This is a genomic window from Chloroflexota bacterium (genome assembly GCA_018825785.1).
Taxonomy (GTDB): domain Bacteria; phylum Chloroflexota; class Dehalococcoidia; order JACVQG01; family JAHKAY01; genus JAHKAY01.
Genome location: JAHKAY010000025.1, coordinates 21,195 through 27,966 on the forward strand (window position 1 = coordinate 21,195; position 6,772 = coordinate 27,966).

The window sequence follows — 6,772 nt, forward strand, 5'->3', positions numbered from 1 at the left end:
ATGTCCCTCCCGGATGAATTTGAGAAGACTGTAGAGCGGGCCCTGGCCGAGGACCTGGCCTGGGGGGATATTACCACCCAGGCCCTGGTGCCCCCGGAGCTCAAAGGGCAGGGCACCCTCCTGGTCAAGGGCCGGGGGGTCCTGGCTGGAATGGAAATAGCCGCCCTGGTCTTCAGGAAAGTTGACCCGGAGGTCCAACTGGAAACCAGGGTGGGGGATGGCGAAAGGGCAGAGCCCGGGACCCGGGCCGGGGTGGTGAGGGGCAGGGTGAGGAGCCTCCTCATGGCAGAGAGGACCGCCCTGAATTTCCTCACCCGCCTCTCCGGCATCGCCACCCTTACTGCCCACTATGTGGAGGCGGTGGCCGGGACAGGCTGTATCATCGCCGATACCCGCAAAACAGCACCAGGCCTGAGGCTCCTAGACAAGCTCGCAGTGAGGGTGGGCGGGGGCAAAAACCACCGCTTCCACCTGGGGGATGGGGTCCTCATCAAGGACAACCACTGGCAGGCCCTTAAACTCCAGGGGCTTTCCCTGGAGGAAGGGATAAGGAGGACCCGGGCCCAGGCCCACCACCTCCTGAGGATAGAGGTGGAGGTGAAGAGCCTGGAGGAGGCGGAAGAGGCCCTCCGGGCCGGGGCCGACTGGCTCCTCCTGGACAATATGACCCCGGAGGAGATGGAGCGGATAGTCCAGGCCTTCAAGGGGAAGGTCCACTTTGAGGCCTCCGGGGGCATAGAACTCTCCAATGTGCGGCGGGTGGCCGAGACGGGGGTGGACATGATATCCATCGGGGCCCTGACCCACTCCCCCAAGGCCCTGGACATCAGCCTGGAACTGGAATACTAGTATCCGTATTCCTAACCCCCCCGCCCCAGACCATTGACAGGACAGCTTCAAGGATGTAAATTTGCGAAGGAAAATACAAAGGAGGGACATTGAAGTTCTCCCTCATCCCCCGGGAGCAAAAGTTCTTTGACCTCTTTGAAGAGGGGGCCCACAACCTGGTAGAAGCCGGGGAGGTCTTCACTGACCTGGTGGAGAACTGGGAGAATGTGGAGGAGAAGGTCAGCAAGCTGGAAGAGCTGGAGCACAAGGGAGACAGCATCACCCACCGCATCACGGCCCTCCTCCACAGCACCTTCGTCACCCCCTTTGACCGGGAGGATATCGCCCTCCTCACCAATGCTATAGACGATGTCCTGGACCTCATCCACGGAGCAGCAGATACCATGCTCATCTACCGGGTTCAGGCACCCACCCAAAGGGCCAAGGAGCTGGCGGAGATCATCCGCGATGGGGTGGCCGAGGTGGAGAGGGCGGTGAAATACCTCCGCCACCGGGGCCAGCTAAAGCTGATGCTGGTAAGCTGCGTGGAGCTGAACCGCCTGGAGAATGCCGCCGATGAGGTGCTGAAACAGGCCCTGGGGGAGCTCTTTCAGGACGCCTCTGACATGGTCCAGGTCATCAAATGGCGGGAGCTCTACGAGCACATGGAGGACGCCACCGACCGCTGTGAGGATGTAGCCAACATTCTGGAAGGCATTGTCCTGAAGCATGCTTGAGGCCCTGCCCCTGGCCCTGGTCCTCCTGCTGGTGCTGGGGGCAGAGTTTGTTAATGGCTGGACCGATGCCCCCAATGCCATAGCCACCGTCATCTCCACCCGAGTCCTCCACCCCTACCGGGCGGTGCTTATGGCCGCCGTGCTCAATATTGCCGGGGCCCTGATAACCGGCACAGCTGTGGCCGCCACCATAGGAAAGGGCATCATCAGGCCCGAGGCCATCGGCCTCCCCGTCGTAGCGGCAGCCATGATAGCTATCATCGCCTGGAGCACCATAGCCTGGCGCTTTGGACTGCCCACCAGCGAGAGCCATGCCCTTATCGCTGGCCTGACAGGGGCGGGGCTGGCCACCGCTGGGCCATCGGTCCTCCTCTGGGAGGGGTGGCGCAAGGTAATCCTGGGCCTGGGCTTCTCCACCTTCCTGGGCTTCGGCCTGGCCCTGGTCGTGATGCTCCTCTTGTATAACCTCTTGCGGAGGGCGGGCCCGTCTTTCGTCAGGAGGTTCTTTGGCCGGCTTCAGGTCCTCTCGGCCGCCTTCATGGCCTTCAGCCATGGCAGCAACGACGGACAGAAATTCATGGGGGCCTTCGCCCTGGCCCTGGTGCTGGGAGGGGTATTGCCCAACTTCTATATCCCCCTGTGGGTCATCCTCCTCTGCGGAGCAGTCATGGGGTTAGGCACCATGCTGGGGGGCTGGCGCATCATCAGGACCATGGGCTTCCAGATTACAAAGCTGGAACCAGTCCACGGCTTTGCCGCTGAAAGCTCGGCGGGTTTCGCCATCACCCTGGCCTCCTTTTTGGGGGTCCCAGTCAGCACCACCCACACTATTAATACGGCCATAATGGGGGTGGGGGCCACCCGGCGGTTTTCCGCCGTGCGCTGGGGGGTGACCCGGCGGATTGTGCTGGCCTGGCTCCTCACCTTCCCCCTCTGCGGGGCCATCGGAGCCCTCCTCGCCCTGGTATTTAGGCTAGTCTTTTAAGGAAGCTCCGCCCGGCGGGGGTTCACCCGACACTTCTCGGCGGTGATGATGGCCTCCATCCTTCGGGCAGCCCTCCCCAGGTCGTCGTTTATCACCACGTAGTCAAAAAGGGGGAGGTGCTTCATCTCCTCCTGGGCAGTGCGGAGGCGGAGCTCCAGGGAGGCCCCCCCCTCGGTCTGTCTTGAGGCCAGCCTCCTCTGAAGTTCCTCCGGGCTGGGGGGGACAAGGAAAATGGAGACTGCCTGGGGGAGCAGGCCTCTGATGGTGTCTGCCCCCTGGACATCCACCTTCATCATCACATCCTCCCCCCGGGAGAGGGCCGACCTTATCTCAGCTTTGGGCACCCCATACCAGTGGCCATAGACCTGGGCCCATTCCAGCAGTTCGCCCTTTTCCCTCATCTCCATGAAGCGCTCCAGGGACAGGAAGTGGTAGTCCTGGCCGTCCTCTTCACCAGGGCGCGGGGGACGGGTGGCGGCTGTCACCGCAAAATGGAGAGGAAGGCCCCGGGCCTTCATCCGGGCCAGGAGGGAGTCCTTCCCCACCCCCGAGGGGCCGGAGAGGACAAAGAGGAGGGCCACCTAACCTTTCCCTTCCTCCGCTGGCTGGCGGGAGAGGAACCTCCCGGCGATGGTCTCAGCGGTGAGGGCCGCCAGGATGACATGGCCGGAATCAGTAATGAGGACGGCCTTGGTGCGGCGGCCGCTGGTCATATCCACCAGCAGGCCCTTCTCCCGGGCCTCCTGGATGAGACGCCGGGTTGGGGCAGAATTTGATGGGGTGAGGGCCACCAGGCGGTTAATTGCCAGGATGTTGCCGAAGCCAATGTGAACCAGTTCTGTGGCCATCTTCACCCCCTTAAGAATCAAGACTTGCCCAGGTGCTGGAGTGTCTGGAAAAAGCCGGGATAGGAGACATCGGCAGCCTCCGCCCTCAGGATGGTAGTCTCCCCCCGGGCCACCAGGCCAGCCACTGCCAGGGCCATGGCCAAGCGGTGGTCCCCGCGGCTGTCCACCTCAGCCCCTTTAAGGGGCACCGGCCCCTGGATGATAAACCCATCGGGCAGTTCCTCTATCCCAGCCCCCATCCGGTTGAGCTCCCTTGTGGTAAAGGCGATGCGGTCCGATTCCTTGACCCGGAGCTCCCCGGCGCCCCTTATTATAGTCCTCCCCCGGGCCTGGGTGGCAACCACCACCAGGACCGGGACCTCATCTATCAGGCGGGGGATTATCTCCCCTCCCACCTCCACCCCTTCCAGATGGCTGGTCTCTGCTTCCAGGTCGGCCACCGGCTCACCCCCTTCCTCCCTTGGGGCCTCCAGACGGAAGCTGGCCCCCATGGCCCTCATAACCTCCAGGAAGCCGGTGCGGGTGGGGTTCACCCCCACCCCCCCCAACCTGAGGCTGGCCTGGGGGTGAAGGGCCCCGGCGGCCAGGAAAAAGGCAGCCGAGCTGATATCCCCGGGCACCTCCATGTCCAGGGCAGGGAGCGGGGAGGCCAGGGGCTCCAGGGAAATCCTATCCCCCTCCTTGCTGATGGGGGCCCCCATGCGGAGAAGGAGGCGCTCGGTGTGGTCCCGGGAGGGGACAGGCTCTACAATCTCCATTCCCCCCTGAGCGAATAGCCCGGCCAGGAGGAGGGCGGACTTCACCTGGGCGCTGGGGAGGGGCAGACGGTAGTGGATGCCCTTCAGTTTCCCGCCCCGGATGGCAAGGGGGGGGAGGCTGTCCCCACCCCGGCCCCAGATGCTGGCCCCCATCTGGCGAAGGGGCACTATCACCCGGTCCATGGGCCGGGAACGCAGGGAGGCATCCCCGGTGATGAGGGAAAGAAAAGGCCGGGCTGCAAGCAGCCCCGCCAGGAGACGCAGGGTAGTGGCGCTGTTGCCCGCCTGAAGGACATCCTGGGGCTCCACCAGCTCCCCCCCCACCCCCGTCACCACCGCCTCCCCCCCCTCCAGCTCTATATTCACACCCAGGGCCCTGAGGCACGTTATGGTAGAGAGGACATCGGCACCCGGCCCCAGGTTCCTCAACCGGGCCTTCCCCCGGGCTATGGCATTCAGGAGGAGGGCACGGTGAGAGATGGACTTGTCCCCGGGCAGGGCTACCCCCCCCTCAAGACGGTGGGGAGGGGTGATGGTGACCTTCATCCGTATCTCTCTTTGAGCCACCGTTCCCGGGCCTCCCGGGCCTGGGCCAGGGCCTCCTCCAGGCTGTCCTGTTCCAGGTGGACCCGGAGCTCTTCTACCTGCTCCAAGAAGCGGTCCAGCCAGTAGAGGGCCCAGCGTTTGTTGGTGAGGAAGATATCCCGGCCCATCTCTGGGTTGCCCGAGGCCAGGCGGGTGGCATCGCGGAAGCCCCCGGAGGCCAGCCCGGCCAGCCGGGGCCACTCGGGGTGACGGGAAGCCGCGAGGGAGAGGGCGATGGAGAGGAAGAGGGGGAGGTGGCTTATCCCTCCCACCAGCCGGTCATGCTCCTCCGGGTCCTCCATCACCATGGGCCGGGCCCCCACCGATTGGGCCAGGGAGACCAGCTTTTCCAGCGCCCCTTCCGGTATGCCCCTGGCGGGGACAAGGACATAGGGAGCCCCCTGGAAGAGGTCCGCCGAGGCGGCCTCTATGCCCCAGGCCTCCTTCCCCGCCATGGGGTGGCCCCCCACAAAGGGGCCGGGGAGATGGGCTGAGGCCCAGGCCATGACCCGGGCCTTGGTGCTGGCAGTATCGGTGACCACCGCCCCCGGGAGAAGATGAGGGGCAATCCGAGCCATCAACCGGGGAAGGGCCTGGATGGGCGCGGCCAGGATGACCAGCCCCGCCCCCTCCACCGCCGCCTCGGGGCTTTCCCGGGCCAGGTCAATGGCCCCCCGCTCCTGGGCCAGGGCCAGGGTGCGGGGATGGAGGGCACACCCGGCGATGGGGCCCTCCCCGGCCCTCTTCAGGGCCAGGCCCAGGGACCCGCCGATGAGCCCCAGGCCAATAATAGCTATAGTCAAGGGCCTTTCCCCCTAAAAGATATCCCCGCCCAGATAGAGCCGGCTGAAGAAGTTGACCGCGGGCCCCAGGGCCCTCCAGAGAAAGCCTGTCCAGGTGGACAGGAGGATAAGCAGGATGAGAACAGGGGGGCCGTAGCTCTCATAGCGGGAAAGGCTAAGGGCTGTGCGGGGAGGCACGAGCCCCAGCAGCACATGAAAGCCGTCCAGGGGAGGGATGGGGATGAGATTGAAAAGGGACAGGATGATGTTGAAGACGAAGAGCATGACGAAGAGTGTAACGAAGAATTCGTTGTCCATGGGAAGATCAAGAAAGCGCAAGGGGATGGAGACAAGCCCTGCCGTAAGCAGCCCGGCCAGGGGCCCGGCGAAGGCCACCCTGGCCATCCCGGCCAGGGGCCGGCCCCTGAAATAGGCCAGGTTCACCGGGACGGGTTTGCCCCAGCCAAAGCCCACCAGGAAAAGGAGCAGGGTGCCCAGGGGGTCCAGGTGGGCCAGGGGGTTCAGGGTCAGCCTCCCCAGGCTCCTGGGGGTGGGGTCACCCTGCCGGTCGGCCGCCAGGGCGTGGCTGCCCTCGTGGACAGCGATTGCCACCGCCACCGCTACCACCCTTACGATAAGGAGGAGAAGGAAGCCTAGAGGATCGTAGCTAAGCCTATCCAAGTTCCAGAAAAGCATGCTGGTCAGTGATTATAGCACAGATATCGGTTCAGTTCAGCCTTGGTTGATTGGCCCCCGCAAGGGGGAGTATCCTTCTGCTGAAATTGTCGGCAGGAGGGGAAGATGTCGAACGCCATTAGAACGAAAACGCCGAAACTCAGTAGGATTGCCCGATTCCTCACATACGAATTTGGCTTCGCTGTCACTCTGCTCGCGGTATCCTACATCGATCACCTCGGAGTCACGCATATGGTAACAAGAAACGCCGCGACGACAGCCTCCATATATTATGTCCTCGACATATCGCTTCAGTGGATTGCTGTTATCACTGAAGTTAGTCTGATTCTCTTAATGGTTTTCACTCCATTGTACTTTCTCTATAAATACTTTCGTGACCGAGGAAAGCCTAGCAGGCTGCTGAAAAACTCCCTTGAGTTGACTGACATGGCAAGCAGATTGTGGTAGAGTCAGGGCATCTGATTTCTTTGAGGCCAGAATGCGTGGCAAAGTAGAGAGACAGGTGACAATGCTGAGTTCCCTGACGCCTGACGAACTGGTACCTCGAGACCAC

8 protein-coding genes are annotated in these 6,772 nt (G+C 63.3%); 3 read left to right on the forward strand and 5 right to left on the reverse strand.

What is annotated here, in order from left to right:
• The 3 genes from nadC to KJ624_04130 all read left to right on the forward strand — a co-directional run bounded on the left by nadC (position 1) and on the right by KJ624_04130 (position 2,550).
• Positions 1-849 (forward strand): carboxylating nicotinate-nucleotide diphosphorylase, encoded by an 849-nt coding sequence (nadC, locus tag KJ624_04120; GenBank protein ID MBU2009016.1) that lies wholly within the window; start codon positions 1-3, stop codon positions 847-849.
• 89 nt (positions 850-938) lie between these two features.
• Entirely contained in the window at positions 939-1,565 is a 627-nt protein-coding gene (locus KJ624_04125; GenBank protein MBU2009017.1) for a DUF47 family protein, read from the forward strand.
• Complete coding sequence (locus tag KJ624_04130) at positions 1,558-2,550, forward strand: inorganic phosphate transporter (protein MBU2009018.1); 993 nt, start codon at positions 1,558-1,560, stop codon at positions 2,548-2,550. Before KJ624_04125 ends, KJ624_04130 begins: the two co-directional genes overlap by 8 nt.
• On the opposite strand, the gene KJ624_04135 is transcribed toward KJ624_04130, so the two are convergent.
• The 5 genes from KJ624_04135 to KJ624_04155 are packed head-to-tail and all read right to left on the reverse strand — an operon-like array spanning position 2,547 to position 6,219.
• The gene (locus KJ624_04135) at positions 2,547-3,131 is read right to left on the reverse strand and encodes a guanylate kinase (protein MBU2009019.1); all 585 of its coding nucleotides are present in this window, start codon (positions 3,129-3,131) and stop codon (positions 2,547-2,549) included. The two genes, KJ624_04130 and KJ624_04135, sit on opposite strands and share 4 nt — an antisense overlap.
• Positions 3,132-3,398, reverse strand: a complete 267-nt coding sequence (locus tag KJ624_04140) for a DUF370 domain-containing protein (protein MBU2009020.1) — start codon at positions 3,396-3,398, stop codon at positions 3,132-3,134.
• 17 nt (positions 3,399-3,415) lie between these two features.
• Positions 3,416-4,702 (reverse strand): 3-phosphoshikimate 1-carboxyvinyltransferase, encoded by a 1,287-nt coding sequence (aroA, locus tag KJ624_04145; GenBank protein MBU2009021.1) that lies wholly within the window; start codon positions 4,700-4,702, stop codon positions 3,416-3,418.
• Entirely contained in the window at positions 4,699-5,544 is an 846-nt protein-coding gene (locus tag KJ624_04150; GenBank protein MBU2009022.1) for a prephenate dehydrogenase, read from the reverse strand. Before KJ624_04150 ends, aroA begins: the two co-directional genes overlap by 4 nt.
• 12 nt (positions 5,545-5,556) lie before the next feature.
• Positions 5,557-6,219 (reverse strand): site-2 protease family protein, encoded by a 663-nt coding sequence (locus tag KJ624_04155; GenBank protein MBU2009023.1) that lies wholly within the window; start codon positions 6,217-6,219, stop codon positions 5,557-5,559.
• Positions 6,220-6,772 lie beyond the last annotated feature (553 nt).

Coding starts and splice junctions, on each gene's coding strand:
- nadC (MBU2009016.1), top strand. CDS start 1: ATGTCCCTCCCGGATGAATTTGAGAAGACTGTAGAGCGGGCCCTGGCC.
- KJ624_04130 (MBU2009018.1), top strand. CDS start 1,558: ATGCTTGAGGCCCTGCCCCTGGCCCTGGTCCTCCTGCTGGTGCTGGGG.
- KJ624_04140 (MBU2009020.1), bottom strand. CDS start 3,398: ATGGCCACAGAACTGGTTCACATTGGCTTCGGCAACATCCTGGCAATT.
- aroA (MBU2009021.1), bottom strand. CDS start 4,702: ATGAAGGTCACCATCACCCCTCCCCACCGTCTTGAGGGGGGGGTAGCC.
- KJ624_04155 (MBU2009023.1), bottom strand. CDS start 6,219: ATGCTTTTCTGGAACTTGGATAGGCTTAGCTACGATCCTCTAGGCTTC.